Below are 22,730 nucleotides of genomic sequence, written 5' to 3' on the forward strand. Positions count from 1 at the left end.
GGGTCAGAGCAGCGCGCCGGCGTCGACCGGCAGCTGGGTGCCCGTGACGTGGCGGGCGGTGCCGCCGGCCAGCCAGAGGACGGCGGCGGTGACGTCGGCCGGGTCGATCCAGGCCACCGGCAACGCGTTGAGGCCGGTGAAGGGGGCGACGACGTCGGCGCGGGTGGGCTGGTCGGGGTCCAGGTCGGGTCGGAACAGGGCGTAGGTGGCCCGGTTGTGGATCATTGCGGTGTCGGTGGAGGTGGGGTGCACGGTGTTCACCCGGATGCCGTCGGCGGCGAGTTCCAGGGCGAGGGTCCTGGCCAGGCCGACCAGGCCGTGCTTGGCGGCGGTGTAGTGAGCCATGTGCTGCACGGCCTGCAGGCCCTCGGTGGAGCTGGTGATCACCACCGACCCGCCGCGGACCCGCAGGTGCGGGACCGCGGCGCGCACGGTGCGGAACGTGCCGGTCAGCACCGTGCCGACGACGGCGTCCCACTGCTGGTCGGTGAGGTCCTGCGCGCGGGCGTACCCGGTGACCCCGGCGTTGGCCACGACCACGTCGAGCCGGCCGAGCCGGGCCACGCCGTCGGCGACCGCAGCGGTCGTGGCCGGTCCGTCGCGCACGTCGACCTGGTGGGCAACGGCTCGCCGGCCGCGGGCCTCCACCTGCCGGACGGTCTCGACCAGGTCGGCGGGGCTGGCCAGGTCGTAGGGCACGCCGGCGAGCGGGGCGCACCGGTCGAGGAGGACGACGTCGGCGCCCTCCCGGGCCAGGGCCACCGCGTGGCTGCGGCCTTGGCCGCGAGCGGCCCCGGTCACCAGCGCGACTGTGCCCTCGAAGCCGCCTCCCGAGCCGCCTCCCGAGCCGCCCACCGGGTCAGCCCTCGGGGGAGGCCTGGGCCGGCGCCTGCCGGGTGGCCGGGTCGGCGGCCATGGCCAGCGCGGCCGGGGCGGGGTCCCCCGACCCGCGGGTGAAGCCGGCCGGGACGATGACGTCGTCGGGGACGAGGTCGTGGACCGAGGCGCGGCCCAGGCCGAGCAGGGCCTCGTCGATGCCGGCGCGCAGCACCTGCAGGACGTTGCGCACACCCTGCTCCCCGCCGGCGGCCATCCCCCAGAGATAGGCGCGGCCGACCATCACCGCCCGGGCGCCCAGCGCCACGGCCTTGACCGCGTCGGCGCCGCGCCGGATGCCGCCGTCGAACAGCACCTCGACCTGGTCGCCCACGGCCTCCACGACGGCGGGCAGGGAGCGGATGGACCCCGGTGTGCCGTCGAGGTTGTTGCCGCCGTGGTTGGACACCGAGATCGCCGCGGCCCCGACGTCGACGGCGCGGCGGGCGTCGTCCGGGCGGCTGATGCCCTTGATGACCACCGGCAGGTCGAGCTGGTCGACCAGCCAGGCCAGGTCCTCCCAGCTGGGTGGGGGCGTCTGCATCCACTCCCCGTAGGCGTCGAAGAACCCCGGTGCGGGCTGGCCGGGCTCGCCGATGTTGGGGACGCCGAGCTCGGGCAGCGTCCGGTGCCGCAGGTAGGTCGCCAGGTAGCGGGGCTTGCGGATGACCTCGGGGGCGAAGGACGCCATGGTCTTCAGGTCCAGCTGCTGCGGGATGGGTGGGCTGCCCCAATCCCGCCGGGAGGCGAAGGACCAGTCCAGGGTGAGGATGAACGCCTTCGCCCCGGCGGCCTTGCCGCGTTCGGCGCGGGCCAGGATGTCCTCGCGGGACCCCACCCAGTAGGTCTGCAGGAACGTCAGCGGGTTGGCCGCGGCCACCTCCTCCACCGGCTTGCTGCCGAAGGAGGACAGGCCCATGGCCGTCCCCTCGGCGGCCGCAGCCCGGGCCACGGCGACCTCGCCCTCGGGGTGGACCGCCTGCACCCCCACGGGGGAGATGAGCAGGGGCATGGAGATCTCGTGCCCCAGCACGGTGGTGGTCAGGTCGCGCTCGGCCGGCAGGTCGGCCACCCGGGGCCGCCACCCCAGCTCGTCGAAGGCGGCCACGTTGTCCGACAGGGTCAGCCCTCGCTCGGTGGCGGCCAGCAGGGCCAGGTAGACCGACCGGGGCAGGCGCTTCTTGGCCCGCCACTGCGCCTCGTTGATCGTCTCGAACCAGTTCGTGCTGCTCGCCATGACACTCCAGACGGCGTCGCGCTGGGCCACTGGTTGGACCCGCACCCCTTGCCTGCCCGCAGGCTCCCCGGGCCGACACGTGGTCCCAGGTCACGATCAGGTCACCGGCGCAGCACCCCGTGGCCGCCGGGGACGACCCCTGCCCGGCTCAGGGCAGCCAAAGCACGTGCACCACCCGGCCCTCGCGCTTGTCCACCTGCTTGGTCACCAGGCCGGCCTCGTGCAGCTCGGCCACGGCCCGGTGCAGGTCGTGCTCGCGTTCGCGCCACCGCAGGACATCGGGCTCGGTGGTGGTGGCCGGGCGGGGGTTGCACCGGGCCACCAGCTCGCTCACCGTCGTCGGGCGGCCGATGTCGACCACGGTGCGCAGGAGTCCGTGGGCGGTCGAGCTGACGACGGGCGGCGGGGCGGCGGGCTGCGTCGAGGGGGTCACGCCGACCCACCCTGGTGCCCCGGGACGCGTCATCGGAACCCTCGGTCACCGGAAGCTACCGGATCGTCACCAGGTCGTATCCGAACCGAGGCCTGCTGCAGCTTGACTTGCCGCGGCACCACCCGGACGACCACCACCCGCCGGTGGGCCCGGTATGGGTAGGCTAACCTTCGCGCCGTGACCACAGGTTCCCTGCGTCGCGGTGCGGCCGCCTCCGTCGGCCTCGCCGCCGCCCTCGCCCTCGTCTCCTGCTCCGCCGAGTCCTCCGGGACCGCCGACGACGCCGCCGGCGGGTCGTCGGCGGGCTGGACCTTCACCGACGACGTCGGCGAGACCATCACCCTCGACGAGGCGCCGGAGCGGGTGGCCAGCTACGCCGACTACGCCCTGGGGCTGCACAGCCTCGACGTCGACCCGGTGGCCGTCTTCGGTCGCGTGCCGGTCGCCGACGACGTGCGGTTCGCCGACTACGACCTCTCCGACGTCGCGGTGGTGGGCAACGGCTACGGCGAGGTCGACATCGAGGCGATGGCCGCCGCCGACCCCGACGTCATCGTCGTCGGCATCTACCCCTCCGACCGGGAGGGCACCGTCGACCTGGATGGTCCCCGGTACGGCCTGCAGGACACCGCCCAGCAGCAGCAGCTGGAGGCCATCGCCCCGCTGATCACCATCGAGGTGGGCGGCACGGGCCAGGGGGTCATCGACAGCCTCAACCGGCTCGCCGTGGCCCTCGGTGCCGACGAGTCCACCGTCGAGGAGGCGAAGGCGGAGTTCGACGCCGCCGCGGCCGAGCTGCAGGACGCCGCGGAGAGCTCCGGGGTCGAGGTCACCCAGATGTACGCCGACGCCAGCTCCGGCATCTACGTCGCCAAGCCCGACGACGAGCCCGAGATGGAGCTGTACCGGGGGTACGGCGTCGACTTCACCGACCTCAACCCCGACGACGGCAACTACTACTGGGACATCTACAGCTGGGAGAACGCTTCCCAGATGTCCACCGGGGACGTCCTGCTGCTCAACGTCGAGGGCTTCCAGGCCGCCGACCTCGCCGAGCAGCCCACCTTCGCCACCCACCCGGCCCTGGTCGCCGGCCAGGCCTACGAGTGGAACGGCGCGGCGATGGATTACCGGTCGCAGGCCGCGCACATGTCCGAGCTGGCCGAGATCCTGCGCAGTGCCCAGGACGTGAACCCGGCCTGAGGCCCGTGCCCGGGGTCGACGAGCAGGTGGTCGACCCCGGCACCCCGTCCTCGACCCCGGCCCCGTTGCCCGCGCCGACGGGGCTGCGCGCCCCCACGATGGAGCAGGTGGACGACCGTGGGCGCCGACCGGGCTGGCGCGGCAAGGTGGCGCGGACCTGGGCGCGGCACCCGCGCTGGGGGCTGACGGTGAAGGCGGCGCTGGCGGCGTCGCTGGCCTGGGGCGTGGCGCAGCTGGTCCCCGGGCCGGCGGGGGAGTACCCGTACTACGCGCCGCTGGGTGCGGTGATCGCGACCTCGACCACCCTGGCCGGGTCGGCCCGCGAGGGGCTGCAGACGGTGGGCGCGATCTCGCTGGGCGCAGTGGTCGCGCTCGCGGTCGACGCGGTGGGCTACCCGAACGCCGTCACGGTCGCCGTGGTGGTCGGCCTCGGGGTGCTGCTGGCTGGGTGGCACTGGTTGGGGACGGCGGCCACCTGGGTGCCGACCGCCGCCCTGTTCACCCTCATCATCGGCAACGCCGACCCGGTCGGCTACGTCGCCGGGTACGCCGGGCTGACCCTGCTCGGCGCCTGCATCGGGTTGGCGGTCACCGCGGTGTTCCCGCCGCTGCCGCTGGCGCCCGCGCAGGCCGAGCTGGACCGGTTGCGGGCCACCCTGGCCGACCAGCTCGGCGACCTGGTCGACGGCCTGCGCCAGGAGTCGCTGCCCGACGAGGGCGGCTGGCGCGCCCGCATGCGGGCCATCGACCCCGAGCTGGGTCGCATGCGGGACGCCGTGCGGCTGGCCGAGCAGGCCCGCCGCGGCAACCGCCGGGCCCGCCAGTACGCCCCCGACGTCGACCGGCAGTACGCCGAGGCCCGGGCCCTGGAGAGCGTCGCGTTCCTGGTGCAGGACGCCACCGAGCTGCTGCGCGAGCACGAGCGGGCCGACGCCGGCTGGGCCGACGTCGCCCTGGGCCCGGGCCTGCGCCCGGCCACGACCGCGGCGCTGGCCGCGGTCGCCGAGGTGGTGCGCACCCGGTCCGGGGAGGAGTCGGTGCGGCCGGCGGTCGACCGGATCGAGGAGCTGGCCGCCGGGATCCGGGCCGAACGGGCCCGCAGCGACCACGACCTGTTCGTGGCCGGCAGCCTGCTCACCACCCTGCGCCGGTCGCTGCGGGCGCTGACCGGGCGCGAGGTGCCCGCCGCGGAGGGGTGATCCCCGCGGCGGGTGCGCCCGAACCGGTCAGCGGGTGGCGTCGACCAGCTCGCGGTCCTCCTCGCGCGGGGCGTCCCGCTGCAGCGCGGCGCCCTCGACGTCGAGCACGGGGAGCCAGCCCAGCCAGCGGGGCAGCCACCAGGCGCGCTCGCCGAGCAGCGCCAGCGCTGCCGGCACCAGCACCATCCGGACGACGAAGGCGTCGAACAGCACGCCGATGGCCAGGGCGAAGCCGATCGACTTGATCGTCGCGTCGCCGGCGGGCACGAAGCCGGCGAACACGCTGAACATGATGAGCGCGGCGGCGAACACGACGGGGGCGGCCGAGCGGAACCCGCTGCGGATCGCGGCGACCGGTACCCGTCCGTGGGCGTGCGCCTCGTGCATCCGCGAGACCAGGAAGACCTGGTAGTCCATGGCCAGCCCGAAGAGGATGCCGATGACCAGGATCGGGGTGAGGCTGATGAGCGGGCCGGTGCTCTCCAGGTTGACCAGGTCGCCCAGCCACCCCCACTGGAACACCGCCACGGTGGCCCCGAGCGAGGCGCCGATGGTGAGCAGGAACCCCAGCACGCCGACCAGCGGCACGAGCAGCGAGCGGAACACCAGCACCAGCAGCACGAGCGCCAGCCCGACGACCAGCGCCAGGTAGACCGGCAGGGCGCTGTTCAACGACGCGGCGACGTCCACGCTCACCGCGGTCTGGCCGGTGACCGAGGCGGTGACCCCGCCCGAGTCGGCGAGCTGACCGCGCAGGTCCTCGACCAGCTGCTCGGTGGCCGCGCTGGTCGGGCCGGAGCCCGGGACCACGGTGAGCAGCGCGGCGTCCCCGTCGGCACTCGGGATCGGCGGGGTGACGGTGACGACGTCGTCCAGGCCCTCGATGCCGGCGGTGGCGGTGGCCGCCGCAGACGCGGCGTCGGCGCCCTCGAACAGCACGGTGATCGGGCCGTTGATGCCGGCGCCGAAGCCGTCGGCCAGCAGCTGCTGGGCCCGCTCCTGCGTGCTCATCGCCGGCGGGGCCTGGATCAGCGTGGTGCGCATCGAGGCGACCGGCACCGCGACGACCCCCAGGGCGACGACGGCGGCGAGCAGGGCGACCACGCGGTTCTTCGTGACCCCGGCGGCCCAGCGGCCGAAGAAGCCGGTGGAGGGTGCGGCGTCGTCGAGGTCGGCGACCGGCGGGAGGTCCCGCTGCTTCCTCGGCAGCGCCCGGCGCCCGAGGAACGACAGCACCGCCGGCACCAGCGTCAGCGCCACGAGGACGGCCACGACGATGGTCGCACCGGCCGCGACGCCCATCTGGGTCAGGAACGGGATGCCGGCGACGAAGAGGCCGACCAGCGCGATGACCACGGTGAGCCCGGCGGTCACCACCGCGGAGCCCGCCGTCCCCACTGCGGTGGCGATGGCGGTCGGCACGTCGGCGCCGCGTCGCAGCTCCTGCCGGTGCCGGTTGATGATGAACAACGCGTAGTCGATGCCCACGGCCAGACCCAGCATCGCGGCCAGGATCGACGTGGTCGACGAGAGCTCCAGGAAACCGGTCGCGATGGTGATGCCCAGGACGCCGATGCCCACGCCCACCGCGGCGGTCAGCAGGTTCATCCCGGCCACGACCAGCGACCCGTACGTGAGGGCGAGGACCAGGACGGCGACCACGACGCCGGCGACCTCGCCGATGCCGCCGACCTCGGGCGCGCTCTCCAGTGCCTGGCCGGCGACCTCGACGGTGAGCCCGGAGTCGCGGGCGTCGGCGACGGCGTCGCGCAGGGCGTCCTGCTCGGCCGGGGTCACCTCGCCGGGTGCGACGTCGTAGGTGACGGTGCTGTAGCCGGTGGTGAGGTCGGGGTTGACGGTGGGGGAGGACGCGTCGAGCGGGTTGCTGGCCGAGGCCACGCCGGGCAGGGCGCCCAGGTCGGTGACCAGCTGCTGCAGGGCCGCCGCCTGGGTCGGGTCGGTCAGGGTCGTGCCGTCGGGGGCGCGGACGACGACCTGCGCGCTCGCCCCGGAGTCGGTGGCGCCGAACTCCTCGGAGATGCGGTCGAGGGCGACGGTGGACTCCTGGCCCGGGATGGAGAACGACGTGGTCGTCTCCCCGGCCAGGGTCGCCGCGCCGACCCCGCCGACGACCAGGACGGCCAGCCAGGCGAGGACGACGGCCAGCCGTCGGCGGTGGGCGAGCGCGCCCAGCCGGGAGAGCAGGGTTGCCATGGGGTCAGGCCTCCATCTGGGGGGAGCGGGTGGGCTGCGCACCGGGGCGGCCCTGGCCCAGCGCGTCGAGGCAGGTGGCGACCACCAGGGGCCGCCAGGTCGTGGTGGTGCCGTGCTCGGTGGCGGTGAGCGAGAGGACGGCGAGCGCGCCGAGGGCACCGAGCACCCGGACGACGCGGGTCGGGTCGGCGGGCAGCTCGCCGGGGACGATGCCGAAGGCGCGCAGCGCGGCGTCCCCGGCGGTGGAGGTGCACTGGGGTGCCGGCTCCTCGGCGGCGGGCGAGAGCAGCAGGGTTACCAGGCCGGGGTGGGCGAAGGCGATGTCGACCAGGACCTCGACGGTGGCCCGGTCCCGCTCAGGGCCCTCGGGGGCGCGCAGGGCGACGGAGAGCACCTGCTCGGCGAGCCCGTCGGCCTGCACCGTGACCGCGGTGTGCAGCGCGTCCTTGCTCGGGAAGTGGTGGAGCAGGCCCGTCTTGGACAGGCCGACGGCGTCGGCGATCTCCTGCACCGACGTCTTGGCGAAGCCGCGGCGGGCGAAGAGGGCGGCGGCGCGGTCGAGGATGTCGGCGTCCGCGTGCTGGCGCACGGCTCGGGTCACGGGGACGACGGTATCCGGTCCACCGACCAATCTGGTCGGTGGACCGACCAGATTGGTCGGTGAGGTCGGTCACGCCACCATCGGTGGCCCGAGGTGGGGAGCCTGGCGGGTGGGCGCGCCACCGGTGGCAGGGTTCTGTGACCGCGGGCACAATCGGGTCGTGGACAGCTACGCCGTCGGCTATGCCCGACCAGACCGGTGGTCGCGTTCGCGGCCCGAGGACACCGTCTCCTCCTCCTGGCACGCCGTGGAGGCCCACCGGCCCCCGGCCGAGCTCGACGGGGAGGTGGAGCTGGCCGCGTGCGGCGCCATCGTGCAGGTCTGGGGCGGTCACCGCTGGGACCGCGTCGGCGCGCGGGACACCGCGTGCGCCGAGTGCAAGCAGCTGACCCGCCAGCAGCTCACCCGCGCCGGCTAGGAGAAGGCCCCCCTCGCCCCCCCGCGACGCCCGCCGGGGGTCCCTGCGAGGGGGCCCTCCCGGTCAGTCCTTGCGGGGCCGGCGGCCGGTGATGGCGCTCAGTCCGGTGACCTCGCGGCCGACGATGAGCGCCTGCACGTGGTCGGTGCCCTCGAAGGTGTAGATCGCCTCGATGTCGGCGTGGTGGCGGGCGATGTGGTGCTCCAGCAGGATGCCGTCGCCGCCGAACAGGTCACGGGCGTCGGCGATGATCGTGCGCGCCTTCTTGCAGCAGTTCATCTTCGCCAGCGACGCCATGGCGGCGGTCATCCGGCCCTGGTCGGCCAACGTCGAGAGCCGCCAGCACATCAGCTGCATGGTGGTGATCTCGGCGAGCATGCGGGCGAGCTTCTCCTGCACGAGCTGGTAGCCGGCGATGGGCTGCCCGAACTGCTCGCGCTGCAGCGTGTGCGCCAGCGCCAGCTCGTAGGCCGACTGCGCGACGCCCAGCGCCCGCCAGGCGACGGTGTACCGGGTGCGGTCGAGCACCTGGGAGACGTCCTTGAAGTTCCGGCACTCGGCCAGCTTGTTCTCCGCGGGCACCCGGCAGTTCTCCAGGGTGATCTCGGCCTGCCACACCGCGCGCAGCGCCGTCTTCCCGGTCATCACGGTGGCGGTGAAGCCCGGCGTCCCCTTCTCGACGACGTACCCGCCGACGTTGCCCTCCTCGTCGCGGGCCCAGATGAGCACCAGGTCGGCGATGGAGCCGTTGCCGATCCACTTCTTGGCCCCGTTGAGCACGAAGCCGTCGCCGTCGCGGGTGGCCGTCGTCCCCAGGGCGACGGCGTCCGAGCCGTGGTCGGGCTCGGTGAGCCCGAACGCGCCGACCTTCTCCATGCGCGCCATGGCCGGCAGCCAGCGCTCCTTCTGCTCCTCGCTGCCCAGCAGGTCGATCGACTGCATGGCCAGGAAGGAGTGGACGCCGTGGAAGGTGCCCATCGAGCCGTCGGCCCGGGCCCACTCGGCGGCCACCAGCCCTGCGGCCACGGCGCTCATGCCCGCCGCGCCGTGCCCCTTCACCGTGCCGCCGGCGATGCCCAGGTCGGCGAGCTTGGGCACCAGGTGCGCGGGGAACTCGGCCCGCTCCCAGTAGTCGTTGATGACCGGGGTGACCTCGGCGGCGCAGAAGGCGCGCACGCGGTCGCGGATCTCCAGGTCGGCCGGGTCGATGAGGTCGTCGACGGCGTAGAAGTCGGTGGCCGGGGCGAGGGTGTCGGCGTCGTTGCTCACGCCGTCGGACGGTAGGCCGGTGCACGGCCCTCTGCTCGCCGAGCTCAGCCGACGGGCTGGCGCAGGATCGTGCGCTGCTTCTCCGGTGCGGTGCGGCGGGGGTCGGACAGGTACACCTCGTGGTGCCGGCCGGTGGGGGAGAGCCCGGCGCCGGGCAGCACCTCGTGGTGCAGCTGCTGCAGCACCGGGCCCTCGCCGTCGAACGGTCCGACGTGCAGGATCTGCACGCACAGCCCCTCGGTGAGGGTCTCGAGCCGGACGTCGTCCAGCCGCTCGGGGGCCTTCGGCCGGGTGCGCTCGACGGCCGCCGCGACGTCGTCGGCGCCCAGCCAGTCCGGGACGAGCAGCAGCAGCGTCCAGTCCCACACGGCCTTGTCGCGGCGGCGGGTGAAGGCGTCCATGTCCTGCGCCCACCACAACCCTTCCAGCGGCGGGACGACGTAGTCGCGCCCGGCGGCCTTCGAGGCGAACGTGAGCGCGTAGGCCACCGGGTACAGCGCCTGGACGGCGACCGCGAACGCCTCGGTGTTCGGGTCGCCGTGGCCGTCGACGGCCAGGTAGCTGCGCCGGGGGACCGTGAGCGTGCGGAACTCCCCGCGGTGGGCGCGGTAGGCGTCGTCGTCCTTCAGGTCGACCTTGGCTGCGCTCACGCTCCCAGCAGACCACGGGCGTAGGCCGCCTGTCCCGCGTGCTGCAGGTCGTCGGTGACGACGCTGACCAGCCGGGTGCCGAGGGTGACCGGCGGGTCCCAGTTCGTGTCGACGACGCGGTCGAGGTCGGCGTCGGACAGCGTGGCCAGGTACTCCTTCGTGCGCGCGTGGACGGCGTGGTGGTAGCCGGTGAGCAGGTCTCGGTCGGCGCGCACTTTCGCGGCGTCCTCGGGCGCCATGCCGTAGCCGTGCTCGGCGTCGTCGAAGGGCAGGTCGAACCAGCGGGCCCAGCCGCCGGCGGTCCAGACCTGCTCGGAGCCGGCGACGTCGGCGACGTGGTCGTCCTGGATGCGGGTGAGGTGCCAGACCAGCCACGCGATCGAGTTGGCCCTGGGCGCGGGGGGCTCGGAGAGCTGGTAGGCGTCCAGGCCGTCGACGGCGGCGTCGACCACTCCGGCGATGTTGTCGAACGCGGCTGCGAGCAGTTCGTCGGTACGCATGCACCCCGCCCTACCCGAGCCGCGCCGGCGGTTACTCCTGCTCGGGGTCGCTCTGCTCCTCCAGGTCGGCGACCTGCTCGTCGGTGGCCTGCTCGAGGGCGATGTCGCGGGGCTGGGGCTCGTCGGGCTGCGGTGTCGTCATGTCGACACGGTGCCCTGCGTGCGCCGGTCGCGCCGTGCGAGGGTGCGCCATGCCCTTGTTCTCCTTCGAAGGCCGGTCGCCGCGGGTGCACCCCGACGCCTGGATCGCCCCCACCGCCACGCTCGTCGGCGACGTGGTCGTGGAGGCGCACGCCTCGGTCTGGTACGGCGCGGTGCTGCGGGCCGACTTCGGCTCGATCGTGGTGCGGGAGGGGGCGAACGTGCAGGACGGCTCGGTGCTGCACGGCGGCGACGACCCGGCCACCGAGGTGGGCCCGGGCGCGACCATCGGGCACCTCTGCGTCGTGCACGGGTGCGTGGTCGGTGCCGAGGCGCTCATCGGCAACGGCTCGACCGTGCTGGACGGCGCCCGGGTCGGCGCCCGGGCGCTGATCGGCGCGGGGTCGCTGGTCCCGCCCGGGATGGTCGTGCCCGACGAGGTGCTGGCGCTGGGCGCACCGGCGAAGGTGCGCGGGCCCCTGTCGGAGGGCGCGGCGCAGTGGGTGGACGGCAACCCGTCGATCTACCAGCAACTCGCTCGCCGGCACGCCGCCGGCGTCGAGCAGGTCGGCTGAGGCGTTTCCGCGGACACGCCGCACGGGTCTCGGCATGCTGGCTGCGCCTCCTCGGAGCGGACTGCGCAGCCAGCACGCCGGGATCAGCCGAGCCGGGCGGCGAGCGTGCCGGCCTCCTTCTTCAGGACCACGACGGCGAGCTCGTCCACCGCGCCCTCGGCCTTGCGGCCCACGAACGGGGCATCGACGTGCGAGCGGCCGCTGCTGGTGATGGTGGCGCCCCCGGTGATGCGCCGTTCGCCCTCGAGCCGCACGTCGCGGCCGAACAGGGTGGTGGTGACCAGCACGGTGCCGGTCGCGCCGTCGCCGTCCACGGTCCAGGTGCGGACGTCGGTGACCTCCACCCGGTCGCCGACGAACTTCGCGAACGCCTGCGGGATGCCCTGGGTCGCGACGCTGTAGCGCGCCCGGGTCGTCGTCCCGTCGACGACCACCTCGCGGACGTCGGCGCCGAGGTCGTGCAGGGCGGCGCGGACGAACGACTCGTCGGTCAGCGTGGCGACGACGGTCGCGGGGGAGGCGGGCACGGTGGTCTCGTGGCTGAACGGCACGACCTCATCGTCACCCGGCGGCGCGCATCCCGTCGGGCGGCCGGTGCCGGGTGGTGGGGCGGGTGGGGCTCGAACCCACGACCCAGGGATTATGAGTCCCATGCTCTGACCGGCTGAGCTACCGCCCCGCGGGGACGCGCCCCGTGCCCGCACAGCCTGCCATGGGCCGCGGCGGCGGGCCGGGACGGTCAGACGTCGTCGGTGGTGGGCGCGGTGCCCTTGGCGGGCACGTCCTCGGCCGGCACGTCGGCGTCCTCGGGGGCCTGGCCGCGGGTCTTGAGCAGACTCGCCACGGTCACCACGAGCAGGACACCGAGGATGACGACCAGCGACAGCCAGGTCGGGATCTCGGGGACGGCGGTGATGGGCTCGCCGTCGTTGAGGAAGGGCAGCGAGTTGTCGTGGACGGCCTCGAGGATGAGTTTGACGCCGATGAACCCGAGGATGACGGCCAGCCCGTAGGACAGGTACACCAGCCGCTTGAGCAGGCCGCCGAGCAGGAAGTACAGCTGCCGCAGCCCCATGAGGGCGAAGACGTTGGCGGTGAAGACGATGAACGCCTCCCGGGTCAGCCCGAAGATGGCCGGGATGGAGTCCAGCGCGAACAGCAGGTCCGTCGTCCCGAGGGCGAGGATGACCACGATCATCGGGGTGAAGAACTTCTTGCCGCCCTGCTGCACCCGCAGCTTGCTGCCGTGGAACTCCGAGGTCAGCGGGAGCACCTTGCGCAGCCGGCGGATGAGGGCGTTCTCCTCGTAGTCGTCGTCGTCCTCGCCGCGCACCAGGTTGATCGCGGTGTACACGAGGAAGGCGCCGAACAGGTAGAAGACCCAGGTGAAGCGCTCGATGAGCTCGGCGCCGGCGAGGATGAACACGCCGCGCAGCACCAGCGCGATGATGATGCCGATCATCAGGACTTCCTGCTGCAGCTTCCGCGGCACCTGGAAGCGGGCCATGATGATCACGAAGACGAACAGGTTGTCCACCGACAGCGAGTACTCGGTCAGCCACCCGGCGTAGAACTGCGTGGCGTAGTCGCCGTTGGTGACGGCCAGCAGCACCAGGCCGAAGAGCAGGGCCAGCGAGACGTAGAAGGTCACCCAGATGCTGGCCTCCCGCACCGAGGGCTCGTGCGGACGGCGCGCCACGATGGCCAGGTCGGCCAGCAACAGCACCGTCAGACCCACGAACGTGCTGATCTCGAACCAGACCGGGAGCTCCACGAGCGCGCACACTACGACCGTTGCGTGGTGCACCCCCGAGGCGCCCTGGCGTCGGCGCGCCGCGGTGCCGGAACTGGTCAGACCGTCGACCGGGCACCTACGCTCCGCCCGTGCCGGGCACTGAGCTGACCAAGGGCGCCAACACCCCGCTGCCCCCCGGGGCGACGAGCGTGCGCTGCACCGTCTCGTGGGGCCGGGCCGAGGTGGAGGTCGACGCCTCTGCGCTGCTGCTGGGGGAGGACGGCCGGGTCCGCAGCGACGCGGACATGGTCTTCTACAACCAGCCCACCTCCGTCGACGGCGCCGTCCGCCACCTGGGGGGCACGCGCACTGACGACGGCGGGCAGGAGGCCGTCGTGCTCGACCTGGAGTCGCTGCCCGACGACGTCACCACGGTCGCCGTCGCCGGCAGCGTGGCGGCCGGCACGTTCGGCGACGTCGAGGACCTCGTGCTCGTCGTGCTCGACCAGGACGGCGCTGCACTCGCCTCCTACCGGGTGGCCGGCGCCGAGGGCGAGACCGCCCTGGTGCTGGGGGAGGTCTACCGCCGTGCCGGGGCCTGGCGGGTGCGCGCGGTCGGGCAGGGCTGGTCCAGCGGGCTGGCCGGGCTGGCCACCGACCTCGGCGTCACCATCAGCGACGACGACACCGACGACCACATCGACGCCGATGCCGACACCGACGCCGACGACCCTGCCCCGGGCGTCGACCAGGACCCGGGCGTCCCCGACGCCCCGGAGGGTGCGGACGGCGGCGACCCCGACGACGAGGTCGCCGTGGTCGAGCTGGCCCCCGCCGAACCCGGTCCGGACGCCGTCGTCGTGGCTGAGCCTGCGCCCCGGACCGTGCCCGCCCCGGTGTCCCCGGGGGCCGCCGCCGGAGCCGCGGCCCCGACCCGTCGTCCGGCCGCGGGGCTGCGCACCCGAAAGCAGCCGGTGACCAGGTCCGCCCCGCCCGCCCTGAAGCTGGCCGGGGGAGAAGGGTGGACGGCGGCGCGGCTGTTCTCCATCTCCGGCGTGGGCAACGCCGCGGAGCAGGAGAAGCGGGCCACCTCCGCGTTGCTGGCCACGATGATGGCGGTCAAGCCGTTCGGCCGTGGGCTCACCGCCCGCTTCGGGGCCCCGGCCGGGTTGCTGGAGACCTACCTCGAGGTGCCCTTCCACCGGGGGGAGGCGGTGGTGGTGCCCGACGGCGTCCTGCGCGTGCAGCGCGGCGCCAAGCTGTGGACCGCCCTGCTGGAGACCAAGACCGGCACCGGCCAGCTGCGCACCGACCAGGTGGAGAACTACCTCGACGTCGCCAAGCGGGAGGGGTACGACGCCGTCGTCACCCTCTCCAACGAGATCGCCCCGGCGGTCGGTGAGCACCCCGTCGCGGTCGACAAGCGCAAGCTGGCCAAGGTCGCCCTGTTCCACCTCTCCTGGGCCGAGGTGGTGCACGAGGCGCAGATGGTGCTCACCCACCGCGGGGTGGCCGATGCCGGGCAGGCGTGGCTGCTGCACGAGTTCCTGCGCTACGTCCAGCACCCGCGGTCGGGGGCTGCCGGGTTCGACGACATGGGCGCCTCGTGGGTGCCGGTGCGCGAGGCGGTCGCGGCCGGGACCCTGCGACCGGGTGACCGCAAGGTGCCCGCCGCCGTCGACGCCTGGGTCCGGCTGGTCCGGCAGCTGTGCCTGCGGCTGACCGCCGAGCTCGGGGTGGAGGTCGCCCACGTGCTGCCCCGCCGGCTGGCCACCGACCCGGCCGCACGCACCCGCGCCGGGGTCGACACCCTGGCCGCCTCCGGCCGGCTGGAGGCCACGTTGCGGGTGCCCGGCGCGGTCGGCCCGCTCGAGGTGGTGGCCGACCTGCGCACCGGCCAGGTGCGCACGTCGACCCGGGTGCCCGCCCCGCAGGAGGGCACCAACCACCGCCGGGTCGGCTGGCTGGTGAAGCAGCTCGCCGCCGCGCCCGGTGACCTCCTCGTCGAGGCCGACTTCGGCGGCGAGGCCCCGCCGACCTGCGAGCAGCTGCAGCTCGTGCGCACCGACCCGGCGTGCCTGGCGCCGGCCGGGCGCGTGCCGCTCGGGTCCTTCCACCTCGCCCGCAGCGTGCCGATGGGCACGAAGCGCTCCGGGGTCCGGGGTGCCTTCATCCCCAGCGTGGTCGCGGCCGTGGAGGGTTTCTACGGCGACGTCGTCCAGCCCGTGCGGCCCTGGGTCGCCCGTGCCCCGCGGCTGCCCGACGACCCCGCGGACGCGACCGACGTCGACCAGGAACCTCCGGTGGCGGCCGCTCGTCCATGACAGCGGCGGCAGGGATGCCCCCCCAATCGAGTCTGCATAGGATCGATCACGACATCCCGATCGCCGACACCGGGCACGCACGGGCCCACCAGGCGCCCCACCCGGGGCCGAGGAACGGAGAACCCACGTGGCAGTGAGCCTGACCAAGGGCGGCAACGTCTCGCTGACGAAGGAGGCCCCCGGCCTGCGCGCCGTCACCGTCGGGCTGGGCTGGGACGCCCGCACGACCGACGGCAAGCCCTTCGACCTGGACGCCTCGGCCATCGGGTGCCGCCCCGACGGCAAGGTCGCCTCCGACGAGCACTTCGTGTTCTTCAACAACCTGCGCAGCCCCGACGGCGCCATCGAGCACACCGGCGACAACGTGACCGGTGAGGGCGCCGGGGACGACGAGCAGATCAAGGTCGACCTGGCCGGCGCACCCGCCGACCTCGACCGCGTCGTGTTCCCGGTCTCCATCTACGAGGCCGACACCCGGGGCCAGAGCTTCGGCCAGGTGCGCAACGCCTACATCCGGGTGGTCAACCAGGCCGACAACGCCGAGATCGCCCGCTACGACCTCTCCGAGGACGCCAGCACCGAGACCGCCATGGTCTTCGGCGAGCTGTACCGCAACGGGTCGGACTGGAAGTTCCGCGCCGTGGGCCAGGGCTACTCGACGGGGCTGGGCGGCATCGCCGCCGACTTCGGCGTCAACGTCTGACCGACCGAGCACCCGACCGACCAGCACCGATCAACCAGCAGCGACGAGGGGAACACGCGTGGGCGTCAGCTTGAGCAAGGGTGGGAACGTCTCCCTGACGAAGGAGGCGCCGGGGCTGACCGCGGCCCTGGTCGGGTTGGGGTGGGACGCCCGCACCACGTCGGGCAAGGGCTTCGACCTCGACGCCTCGGCGCTGCTGGTGGGGGCCGAGGGGCGGGTGCTGTCCGACGCGCACTTCGTGTTCTTCAACAACCTGACCTCACCCGACGGGTCGGTGACCCACACCGGCGACAACCTGACCGGCGAGGGCGACGGCGACGACGAGGCCCTCACCGTCGACCTCCCGGCGGTGCCCGCCGAGGCCACCAAGATCGTGTTCGCGGTGTCCATCTACGAGGCCGAGGAGCGGGCGCAGTCCTTCGGCCAGGTGCGCAACGCCTACATCCGGGTGGTCAACCAGGCCGACGGCGCGGAGATCGCCCGCTACGACCTCTCCGAGGACGCCAGCACCGAGACCGCGATGATCTTCGGCGAGATCTACCGGCACGGCGGCGACTGGAAGTTCCGGGCCGTGGGCCAGGGCTACACCTCGGGCCTGGGCGGCATCGCCCGCGACTTCGGCGTCGACGTCGGCTGACCGACGTGCCCATCGACTACACCAAGCGCCCCGCCGGCCCGCCCGCCGGTCCGCCGTCCGGCACCCCCTCCGGGGGCCAGCCCGGCCCCACCGGCAAGGTCGTGCTGACCAAGTCCGCCCCCACGGTCTCGCTCACCAAGAAGGCGTCGGCCGGCGGCGTGCTGCGGGTCAACCTCAACTGGACGGCGCGGCCGCCCGGTGAGCAGGGCGGGGGGTTCTTCCGGCGCCGCGAGCCCGACATCGACCTCGACCTGGGCTGCCTGTACGAGTTCACCGACGGCAGCCGCGGCGTCGTCCAGGCCCTGGGCAACGCCTTCCGCACCGGGCTGCCCGGTGCCCCGTCCCCGGCCATCTGGCTCGACGGCGACGACCGCTCGGGCGCGGTCGCCGGCGGGGAGAACCTGTACGTCGACCTGCAGTACGCCGCCCACATCCGGCGGGTGCTGGTCTTCGCCTACATCTACGACGGCGTCCCGAACTGGGCGGCCGCCCGGGCGCTGGTCACCCTGACCCCGCCCGACGGCCCGCAGATCGAGGTCCCCCTCGACGAGCCGCGGCCCGGCGCCCAGACCTGCGCCGTCGCCCTGCTGGCCCCCTCGGACGGGGACCTCTCGGTGCACCGCGAGGTCCGCTACGTCGACGGGGCCCAGCCCCAGCTCGACGCCGCCTACGGCTGGGGCATCCGCTGGAGCGCGGGCCGCAAGTAGCCGCGCCCCACCCCGACCACCACGAACGACTCGAGGAGCCCCACATGAGCGTGAACCTGAGCAAGGGCCAGAAGGTCTCGTTGGCCAAGCGCGACGGCGGTCAGCTGACCCGGGTCCGCATGGGCCTGGGCTGGGACGCCGTCAAGAAGAAGGGCTTCTTCGGCAGCCGCGAGCAGTCCATCGACCTCGACGCCTCGGTGCTGATGTTCGACGCGTCGGGCGCCCTGGTCGACCAGGTGTGGTTCCAGCAGCTGCGCAGCAAGGACGGCTCGGTGCAGCACACCGGCGACAACCGCACCGGCGCCGGCGACGGCGACGACGAGTCCGTCCGCATCGACCTCACCGCCCTCCCGGCGAACGTCGCCACGCTGGTCTGCACGGTCAACTCGTTCACCGGCCAGGACTTCTCGCAGATCGCCAACGCCTTCTGCCGGCTGATCGACGAGACCACCGAAACCGAGATCGCCCGGTACGAGCTCAGCGGCTCAGGGCGGCACAACGCCCAGATCATGGCCAAGGTGTCCCGCGACGGCGCAGGCTGGTCGATGACCGCACTGGGCGTGCCGGCCACCGGCCGCACCTTCCGCGACCTGCTCCCGGCCATCGCCGGCAGCCTGTAGCCCACCCCACCGACCCCGGAGGCCGTCCCCATGTCCGAGCTGGACCTCGGTTCCTCGTCCACGCCCACCGCGGGTGCCCAGCCCGCCCCGGCACAGGGTGCGCTGGTGCTGACGCCGCCGGCGCCGGTGGTCGTCGTCGCCCCCGAGCAGGCCGCCGGGGCCGTGACGCTGGAGGACGCCAAGCAGGTCGAGCTGCGCAGCAAGGCCACCGCGTTCGTCACCGACCTGGTCTCGCTGGACACCAAGTCGCCGGCGTTCGCGCAGAAGGTCGGCTCGATCACGAACATGGGCGACAAGGAGATGCGCGCCTCGGCGGCGGTCTCCAACCGCATGCTCGAGCGCCCGGCCGCGGCCATGGGCGCCAAGGGCAAGGAGGGCGACGCCCAGACCCGGGTCTCCAACACCCTCATCGACCTGCGGCACACCGTCACCGAGCTCGACCCCAAGCGCTCGGACCTCACCGGGGTCAAGAAGGTGCTGAAGTGGCTGCCCGGCGGGGACAAGATCGACCGCTACTTCGACAAGTACAAGTCGGCCCAGTCGCACCTGAACGCCATCATCAAGGCCCTCGAGTCCGGTCAGGACGAGCTGCGCAAGGACAACGCGGCGATCGAGACCGAGAAGGCCAACATGTGGACGACGATGGCCAAGCTGCGTGAGTACAACGAGCTGGCCACGGCCCTGGACGAGGCGCTCGAGGGCAAGGTGGCCGAGCTCGAGGCCGCCGGCCGCTCCGACGACGCGAACACGGTGCGCGCCGACGCGCTCTTCCCGGTGCGCCAGCGCCGGCAGGACATCATGACCCAGCTGGCCGTCGCGGTGCAGGGCTACATGGCCCTGGACCTCATCCGGCGCAACAACCTCGAGCTGATCCGGGGTGTCGACCGCGCGCAGACCACCACGGTCGCCGCCCTGCGCACCGCCGTCATCGTCTCCCAGGCGCTGAGCCGGCAGAAGCTGGTGCTCGACCAGATCAACGCGCTCAACACCGTCACCTCCGACCTCATCGAGTCGACCTCGGCGCAGCTGCGCATCCAGGGCGCCGAGATCAACCAGCAGGCCGCGTCGTCGACCATCGACGTCGCCAAGCTGCAGGCCGCGTTCGACAACGTGTTCGCCACCATGGACGCCGTCGACACGTTCCGGGCGCAGGCGGTGAGCTCGATGGCCGACACCGTGCAGGCCCTGGAGGGTCAGATCCAGCGGGCCCAGCCCTACCTGGCCCGGGTGCGCGCCAACGAGGTCACCGGCGGGTGACCGCCCCGGCGCGGCCGGCGGTGACCAGGGAGGGACGGCGTGGCCTGGTTCCGGCGTAGCGAGCCGGCCCCGGCCGACCGCGCACCGGTCGGCACCGCACCGGTCGAGCAGGAGGACACCCCGGCGGCCCTGGACGCCGACATCGCCCGGGCGGTGGCGCTGGTCAACGCCAGTGGCGGTGACCTCCCCGTCGCCGCGGTCGTCGCCGCCCGGCGGGTCACCGACCTGCTGTCGGAGATCGTGCGCACCGCCGAGCTGCGGCCCCTCGACGTGTACGCGGCCATCTCGGTGCGGGCGACGGCGACGGACTACCTGCCCACCACGGTGCGCACCTTCGCCTCGCTGGACCCCGAGCTGGTCGACGTCCCGCAGGCCTCGGGGCTCACCCCGACCCGCTCGCTGCTCGAGCAGCTCGAGTCGCTGGAGGGCGCGGCAGAGCAGGTCCTGGAGGCCACCCGCCGCCAGGACGTCGACGCCCTGATGACCCAGGGCAGCTTCCTGCGCACCAAGTTCTCCGGCTCCGACCTCGACCTGTGAACGGCACCGACCCCGACCCGGCTGGGAGGCCCGCACCGTGGCACGCATGACCCGCGGGGCCAACGTGGCCCTGACCCGGGAGATCCCCGGCCTGACCCGCCTGGTCGTGGGGGTGGCCTGGGACGCCGGCAGCGAGCGCGTCCTCGACGACAACCTCGTGCTGGCGCTGCTGCTGTGCGGCCCCGACCGCACCGTGCTCTCGGGTGAGCACGTGGTGTTCTTCAACCAGCTCACCTCGCCCGAGGAGTCGGTGGTCGCCCGCGACGACGCGCTGGGCGGCGACCAGGAGCAGGTGGAGGTCGACCTGGCCCGGGTGCCGCCCGAGGTGGCCCGGTTGGTCGCCGTCCTCTACGTCAACGAGGGCACCACGCAGCGCCGCACGCTCGGCCAGCTGCGCTCGGTGTCGGTGGTGGTGCGCGACGGGGTCGACCACCGCGAGCTGGTCCGCTCCGAGGACCTCGCACCGGTGCTGCAGGCCGAGACGGCCCTGGTGCTCGGCGAGGTGTACCGGCACGGCGGGGACTGGAAGTTCAAGGTGGTCGGCGAGGGCTACGCCACCGGTGTCTCGGGCGTCGCGGCCGACTTCGGTGTGCCGCTGTGAGGTCCGCACCGCTGGACGCGCCGCCCCGGCCCGACCTGGACTGGCTGCTGCACCGCACCCGGCGGACGCCGGCGAGCGCCGCCCCGACCCCGAGGGGCGGCGCAGCGGGGTCGTCCGCGCCGCTGGCCGACTTCCTCGCCGGCCGCACCACGCGCCGCCGCCCGGACGCCGCCCCGGCCGCGCCGACCCCGCCCCCGGCCCCGGCCGCGGCCCCCTCCCCGGCGGCGGTCGACGACCTGGACCTCTCCGGCGACGACCTCGACCTGTCCGCGCCGGCGGCCCCGCCGTCCTCGGGCGACCTCGACCTGTCCGCACCGACCTCGAGGCCGACCCCGCCGGCCGGCCCGCCGCCGTCGGGCGACCTCGACCTGTTCCCGGAACCGGCCGCCGCACCGGGCCCCGCGCAGCCGCAGCCGTCCGCCGGGTCCGACCTCGACCTGTTCCCGGAACCGGCCGCCGCACCGGGCCCCGCGCAGCCGCAGCCGCCGACCCCGGCCCAGCCACCGCGGCCGGCACCGGTCGTGCGCACCGTGCCCCGGGTCGCGCCGGGCGGGCGGGTGATCCTGACCCCGCGCGAGCCCGTCGTGGTCCTCGACCGGCTGCAGTCCGGCATCGGGGCGCTCACCGTGACCGCGGTGTGCTCACCCGCCGTCGGCGACCTCGTGCTGGGGGTCGTCTACCAGCTCGCTGACGGGTTCTCCGGCGTCGTCAGCCGCCCGCTCGGCATCCCCACCGCGCCGCCGCGGACCCGGCGCCCCGTGCTGGAAGCCGCCCGCGGGGAGTTCGAGCAGGTCGGCGTCGACCTGCGCCAGGTCCGGTCGCTGCGCCGGTTCGTCGTCTGGGCGACGTCGGCGTCGGAGAGCGAGCTCGCGTGGGGCGGCACCCTGCGGGTGGCCACCCACGGCGGGTCCCGGGTCGAGATCCCGCTCGACGTCGGTCGGCACGCCGGCCCGCTGGTCATCGCCTCGGTGCACGTGCTCGAGGGCGAGCTCGTCGTGCGCGCCGAGCTCGACCCGGTGCGCGGCGTGGCCCGCGACGTCGCCCGCGCCCACGGCTACGGCGCCATCACCTGGGCCGACGCCCGCACCCCGGTCCTGTGACGGCCCCGGCCGTCCGGCCCACCGCGCTGCGGCACTTCGCGCACGTGGCCGACGACGAGGTGCAGCGGCTGTTCCAGCACCCCCCGCAACCGGTCACGCGCGAGGACGACACCGACGTGGTCGCCCTCGCGCTCGGGGCCACCCTCTACCTGCCGGCGCACCGTCCGGCCCTGGCCGGCGACGTCGTGCGCCAGCGGGCGGCCGGCGTGGCCAGCGTGGTGCTGTGCCTGGAGGACGCCGTCCCCGACGACCAGCTGGCCGCGGCCGAGGCCAACCTGGTGCACCACCTGCGCACCCTCGCCGCCGGCACGCCGGACCTGCCGCTGGTCTTCGTGCGCGTCCGCCACCCCGACCAGGTCGGCCAGCTCGTGGAGGCGCTGGGGGAGGCCGCCGACGTCCTCACCGGGTTCGTGCTGCCCAAGTTCACCGGTCGCACCGGGCCGGCGTTCCTGGACGCCGTGCGGCGGTCCTCGGCCCGCCTGGGCCGCGTGCTGCGGGTCATGCCGGTCGTCGAGTCACCCGAGGTGGCCCACACCGAGACCCGGACCGCGGCGCTCACCGGGATCGCCGACCTGGTGGCGGCGCACCGGGACGAGGTGCTCGCCGTCCGCATCGGGGCCACCGACCTGTCGGCCGCCTTCGGGCTGCGCCGCCGCCGCGAGGTGACGGTCTACGACGTGCGGGTCGTCGCCGACGTCATCGCCGACGTGGTCAACGTGCTCGGCCGGGCCGACGGCACGGGATCGGTCATCACCGGGCCGGTGTGGGAGTACTTCCGCGGCAACCCCGACCGGGTGTTCAAGCCGCAGCTGCGGGAGACGCCGTTCCGGGTGCACGACGAGCGGCCGCTGCGGTCGGAGCTGATCGCGCACGACCTCGACGGGTTGATCCGGGAGGTGGTGCTCGACCAGGCCAACGGGCTGGCCGGCAAGACCGTCATCCACCCGTCCCACGTCCCCGCCGTGCACGCCCTGTCGGTGGTCACCCACGAGGAGCACGCCGACGCCCTCGACGTCCTCGGGGCCGGTGCCGGCGGCGGCGCCAGCGCCTCCTCCTACCGCAACAAGATGAACGAGTCCAAGCCGCACCGGGCCTGGGCGCAGCGCCTCCTGCAGCGCGCGCACGTGTTCGGCGTCGCCCGACCCACCACGTCGTTCGTCGACCTCCTCGGTGCGGTGACCCCCCGGTGACGA

24 protein-coding genes and 1 tRNA gene are annotated in these 22,730 nt (G+C 74.1%); 14 read left to right on the forward strand and 11 right to left on the reverse strand.

The window, feature by feature from the left end; genetic code table 11:
- Positions 1-3 precede the first annotated feature (3 nt).
- The 3 genes from TEK04_RS08795 to TEK04_RS08805 all read right to left on the reverse strand — a co-directional run bounded on the left by TEK04_RS08795 (position 4) and on the right by TEK04_RS08805 (position 2,546).
- The gene (locus TEK04_RS08795; protein WP_336403957.1) at positions 4-855 is read right to left on the reverse strand and encodes a mycofactocin-coupled SDR family oxidoreductase; all 852 of its coding nucleotides are present in this window, start codon (positions 853-855) and stop codon (positions 4-6) included.
- A gap of 4 nt (positions 856-859) precedes the next feature.
- Positions 860-2,113 (reverse strand): pre-mycofactocin synthase MftD, encoded by a 1,254-nt coding sequence (mftD, locus tag TEK04_RS08800; protein WP_336403958.1) that lies wholly within the window; start codon positions 2,111-2,113, stop codon positions 860-862.
- A 148-nt stretch (positions 2,114-2,261) separates the two neighbouring features.
- The gene (locus tag TEK04_RS08805; RefSeq protein WP_336403959.1) at positions 2,262-2,546 is read right to left on the reverse strand and encodes a hypothetical protein; all 285 of its coding nucleotides are present in this window, start codon (positions 2,544-2,546) and stop codon (positions 2,262-2,264) included.
- Between the two features lie 177 nt (positions 2,547-2,723).
- On the opposite strand from TEK04_RS08805, the gene TEK04_RS08810 reads away from it, so the two are divergent.
- Together TEK04_RS08810 and TEK04_RS08815 are read left to right on the forward strand one after the other, a co-directional pair.
- Complete coding sequence (locus TEK04_RS08810; RefSeq protein WP_336403960.1) at positions 2,724-3,749, forward strand: ABC transporter substrate-binding protein; 1,026 nt, start codon at positions 2,724-2,726, stop codon at positions 3,747-3,749.
- A 5-nt stretch (positions 3,750-3,754) separates the two neighbouring features.
- Positions 3,755-4,948 carry an FUSC family protein gene (locus TEK04_RS08815; protein WP_336403961.1) on the forward strand — a complete coding sequence of 398 codons (1,194 nt, stop codon included), beginning with the start codon at positions 3,755-3,757 and terminating at the stop codon, positions 4,946-4,948.
- Between the two features lie 27 nt (positions 4,949-4,975).
- Here the strand turns inward: TEK04_RS08815 and TEK04_RS08820 are convergent, their stop codons facing one another.
- A complete protein-coding gene (locus tag TEK04_RS08820; RefSeq protein ID WP_336403962.1) occupies positions 4,976-7,162 on the reverse strand; it encodes an MMPL family transporter in 2,187 nt (728 codons plus the stop codon).
- A gap of 4 nt (positions 7,163-7,166) precedes the next feature.
- Positions 7,167-7,763: a TetR/AcrR family transcriptional regulator gene (locus TEK04_RS08825; RefSeq protein ID WP_336403963.1), complete on the reverse strand. Its 597-nt coding sequence runs from the start codon at positions 7,761-7,763 to the stop codon at positions 7,167-7,169.
- Positions 7,764-7,923: 160 nt separating this feature from the next.
- Between TEK04_RS08825 and TEK04_RS08830 the strand changes: the two genes are divergently transcribed.
- Positions 7,924-8,181, forward strand: a complete 258-nt coding sequence (locus TEK04_RS08830) for a hypothetical protein (RefSeq protein ID WP_336403964.1) — start codon at positions 7,924-7,926, stop codon at positions 8,179-8,181.
- Between the two features lie 63 nt (positions 8,182-8,244).
- Here TEK04_RS08830 and TEK04_RS08835 read toward each other — a convergent pair whose 3' ends face one another.
- From TEK04_RS08835 to TEK04_RS08845, 3 genes are read right to left on the reverse strand one after another with little or no spacing between them, the layout of a single operon-like run.
- Complete coding sequence (locus tag TEK04_RS08835; RefSeq protein ID WP_336403965.1) at positions 8,245-9,450, reverse strand: acyl-CoA dehydrogenase family protein; 1,206 nt, start codon at positions 9,448-9,450, stop codon at positions 8,245-8,247.
- Positions 9,451-9,494: 44 nt separating this feature from the next.
- Positions 9,495-10,100 (reverse strand): GyrI-like domain-containing protein, encoded by a 606-nt coding sequence (locus tag TEK04_RS08840; RefSeq protein WP_336403966.1) that lies wholly within the window; start codon positions 10,098-10,100, stop codon positions 9,495-9,497.
- Positions 10,097-10,600, reverse strand: a complete 504-nt coding sequence (locus TEK04_RS08845) for a mycothiol transferase (protein WP_336403967.1) — start codon at positions 10,598-10,600, stop codon at positions 10,097-10,099. Before TEK04_RS08845 ends, TEK04_RS08840 begins: the two co-directional genes overlap by 4 nt.
- Positions 10,601-10,791: 191 nt before the next feature.
- On the opposite strand from TEK04_RS08845, the gene TEK04_RS08850 reads away from it, so the two are divergent.
- Positions 10,792-11,316 (forward strand): gamma carbonic anhydrase family protein, encoded by a 525-nt coding sequence (locus tag TEK04_RS08850; protein ID WP_336403968.1) that lies wholly within the window; start codon positions 10,792-10,794, stop codon positions 11,314-11,316.
- Between the two features lie 83 nt (positions 11,317-11,399).
- Here the strand turns inward: TEK04_RS08850 and TEK04_RS08855 are convergent, their stop codons facing one another.
- The 3 genes from TEK04_RS08855 to TEK04_RS08865 form a co-directional block, all read right to left on the reverse strand.
- Entirely contained in the window at positions 11,400-11,867 is a 468-nt protein-coding gene (locus TEK04_RS08855) for a DUF2505 domain-containing protein (protein WP_336403969.1), read from the reverse strand.
- Positions 11,868-11,918: 51 nt separating this feature from the next.
- Positions 11,919-11,995: transfer RNA gene (locus TEK04_RS08860), tRNA-Ile, on the reverse strand.
- 60 nt (positions 11,996-12,055) lie between these two features.
- On the reverse strand, positions 12,056-13,090 hold the full coding sequence (locus TEK04_RS08865) for a TerC family protein (RefSeq protein ID WP_336403970.1): 1,035 nt from the start codon (positions 13,088-13,090) through the stop codon (positions 12,056-12,058).
- Positions 13,091-13,200: 110 nt separating this feature from the next.
- On the opposite strand from TEK04_RS08865, the gene TEK04_RS08870 reads away from it, so the two are divergent.
- From TEK04_RS08870 to TEK04_RS08915, 10 genes are all read left to right on the forward strand, one after another.
- Entirely contained in the window at positions 13,201-15,375 is a 2,175-nt protein-coding gene (locus TEK04_RS08870) for a TerD family protein (protein ID WP_336403971.1), read from the forward strand.
- A gap of 127 nt (positions 15,376-15,502) precedes the next feature.
- A complete protein-coding gene (locus TEK04_RS08875; RefSeq protein ID WP_336403972.1) occupies positions 15,503-16,078 on the forward strand; it encodes a TerD family protein in 576 nt (191 codons plus the stop codon).
- 58 nt (positions 16,079-16,136) lie between these two features.
- Entirely contained in the window at positions 16,137-16,715 is a 579-nt protein-coding gene (locus TEK04_RS08880) for a TerD family protein (protein WP_336403973.1), read from the forward strand.
- 5 nt (positions 16,716-16,720) lie between these two features.
- Positions 16,721-17,422 (forward strand): TerD family protein, encoded by a 702-nt coding sequence (locus TEK04_RS08885; RefSeq protein ID WP_336403974.1) that lies wholly within the window; start codon positions 16,721-16,723, stop codon positions 17,420-17,422.
- Positions 17,423-17,466: 44 nt separating this feature from the next.
- Positions 17,467-18,042, forward strand: coding sequence for a TerD family protein (locus TEK04_RS08890; RefSeq protein ID WP_336403975.1), 576 nt, complete (start codon positions 17,467-17,469; stop codon positions 18,040-18,042).
- Between the two features lie 30 nt (positions 18,043-18,072).
- Positions 18,073-19,299 carry a toxic anion resistance protein gene (locus tag TEK04_RS08895; protein ID WP_336403976.1) on the forward strand — a complete coding sequence of 409 codons (1,227 nt, stop codon included), beginning with the start codon at positions 18,073-18,075 and terminating at the stop codon, positions 19,297-19,299.
- A gap of 39 nt (positions 19,300-19,338) precedes the next feature.
- Positions 19,339-19,836: a hypothetical protein gene (locus TEK04_RS08900; protein WP_336403977.1), complete on the forward strand. Its 498-nt coding sequence runs from the start codon at positions 19,339-19,341 to the stop codon at positions 19,834-19,836.
- 46 nt (positions 19,837-19,882) lie between these two features.
- Positions 19,883-20,437, forward strand: a complete 555-nt coding sequence (locus TEK04_RS08905; RefSeq protein ID WP_336403978.1) for a TerD family protein — start codon at positions 19,883-19,885, stop codon at positions 20,435-20,437.
- The gene (locus TEK04_RS08910) at positions 20,434-21,537 is read left to right on the forward strand and encodes a hypothetical protein (RefSeq protein WP_336403979.1); all 1,104 of its coding nucleotides are present in this window, start codon (positions 20,434-20,436) and stop codon (positions 21,535-21,537) included. The genes TEK04_RS08905 and TEK04_RS08910 overlap by 4 nt, the downstream gene beginning before the upstream one ends.
- A complete protein-coding gene (locus TEK04_RS08915; RefSeq protein ID WP_336403980.1) occupies positions 21,534-22,727 on the forward strand; it encodes an HpcH/HpaI aldolase/citrate lyase family protein in 1,194 nt (397 codons plus the stop codon). Before TEK04_RS08910 ends, TEK04_RS08915 begins: the two co-directional genes overlap by 4 nt.
- Positions 22,728-22,730: the final 3 nt, after the last annotated feature.

This window comes from Klenkia sesuvii (assembly GCF_037083825.1).
Lineage (GTDB): Bacteria > Actinomycetota > Actinomycetes > Mycobacteriales > Geodermatophilaceae > Klenkia > Klenkia sesuvii.